This window comes from Ensifer adhaerens (assembly GCF_002007205.1).
GTDB lineage: Bacteria > Pseudomonadota > Alphaproteobacteria > Rhizobiales > Rhizobiaceae > Ensifer > Ensifer adhaerens_D.
Genome location: NZ_LAZS01000019.1, coordinates 1 through 1,506 on the forward strand (window position 1 = coordinate 1; position 1,506 = coordinate 1,506).

2 protein-coding genes and 1 pseudogene are annotated in these 1,506 nt (G+C 62.5%); all 3 read right to left on the reverse strand.

The genetic code is table 11. The features are described 5' to 3' along the window. Positions 1 to 323 (reverse strand): annotated as a pseudogene (locus tag XB14_RS32365) (lipoprotein-releasing system transmembrane subunit LolC); the annotation flags it as partial. 24 nt (positions 324 to 347) lie between these two features. After that, a complete protein-coding gene (locus XB14_RS32370) occupies positions 348 to 1,034 on the reverse strand; it encodes an ABC transporter ATP-binding protein (RefSeq protein WP_077968718.1) in 687 nt (228 codons plus the stop codon). A 16-nt stretch (positions 1,035 to 1,050) separates the two neighbouring features. Then, the coding region (locus XB14_RS32375; RefSeq protein WP_143348650.1) for an FtsX-like permease family protein at positions 1,051 to 1,506 on the reverse strand (456 nt) is incomplete at its 5' end.

Below are 1,506 nucleotides of genomic sequence, written 5' to 3' on the forward strand. Positions count from 1 at the left end.
CCAGAGAACTTCGTCGCCAGCTCCGCATAGTTGTTCAGCGGCCCGTCGATCGGCTGGACGATCATGTGGCCGTTGATGCCGAGAATGCGGGAAATCAGCTCGGTACGGAAACCGTTCATGACGGCCATGACGATGATCAGCGTCGCCACGCCGAGCATGATGCCGATGAACGAGAAGCCGGCGATGACAGAGATGAAGGCTTCCTTGCGTCTTGAGCGCAGGTAACGCCAGGCCACCATGCGCTCGAAGGCGGAAAAAGGACGGCTGGAGGACTTTTCAGGCTGCGCTGCGGCCTGCACCTGATTTTCAGTCACGGCGGTCATCCTGCCTTCCCTCGCCTTAGACCATCACGCCATCTCGACGACCTTGCCGTCTTCAATCGTCACGCGGCGGTCCATCAGTCCGGCCAGTTCATGATTGTGCGTAGCGATCAGGGCCGCAAGGCCCGACTGGCGCGCAAGCGCCTCCAGCGCCTCAAAGACGTAGCCGGCGGTTTCCGGGTCGAGATTGCCGGTTGGCTCGTCAGCAAGAAGGACGAGCGGCGCATTGGCAACCGCGCGCGCGATCGCGACGCGCTGCTGCTCACCGCCGGAAAGCTCCGCCGGGCGATGTTCGGCGCGATGGCCGATGCGCATATAATCGAGCAGCGCCTTCGCCCGTTCCGCGGCTTCCTTCTTTGGCAGCCCCCCGATCAACTGCGGCATCATGATGTTTTCAAGCGCCGAGAACTCAGGCAACAGATGGTGAAACTGGTAGACGAAGCCGATCTCGTTGCGGCGGATTGCGGTCCGCCGATCGTCGTTGAGCCCGCCGCAGGAGACGCCGTTGACCAGCACTTCGCCGGCATCCGGCCGCTCCAAGAGGCCCGCGACATGTAGGAGCGTCGATTTTCCGGTTCCCGAGGGCGCAACCAATGCCACGGTCTCGCCGCTTCTCAGCGTGAAATCCGCTCCCTTGAGAATGGAAAGGAACGTTTCGCCTTCGCCATAGTGTCGCTCGACGCCGGAAAGCTGCAGTGCCACGCGCGCATTCATTTCAGTGATGTCCTTGTCATTCGTAACGCAGGGCCTGCACCGGATCGAGGCGCGAGGCGCGCCAGGCCGGGAAGATCGTGGCGAGGAAGGAAAGGGTGAGCGCCATGACGACGACGAGCGCGGTCTCGTCGGCGTTCATGTCGGCCGGAAGCTGGCTGAGGAAGTAGAGCTCCGGGCTGAAGAGCGTCGTTCCCGAAATCCAGGAGAAGAACTGCCGGATGGATTCGATGTTGAGGCAGACGACGACGCCGAGCGCGACGCCGGCGACCGTTCCCGCCACGCCGATGGCAGCACCGGTCATGAAGAAGATGCGCATCACCGAGCCCGAGGTCGCGCCCATCGTCCGCAGGATCGCGATATCGCTGCCCTTGTCCTTCACCAGCATGATCAGGCCGGAGATGATGTTGAGCGCCGCGACCAGCACGATCAGCGTCAGGATCATGAACATCACGTTGCGCTCCACCTGGAGTGC

Excerpts from the sequence above, each read along its gene's own strand:
- XB14_RS32370 (WP_077968718.1), bottom strand. The coding sequence starts at position 1,034 with ATGAATGCGCGCGTGGCACTGCAGCTTTCCGGCGTCGAGCGACACTAT.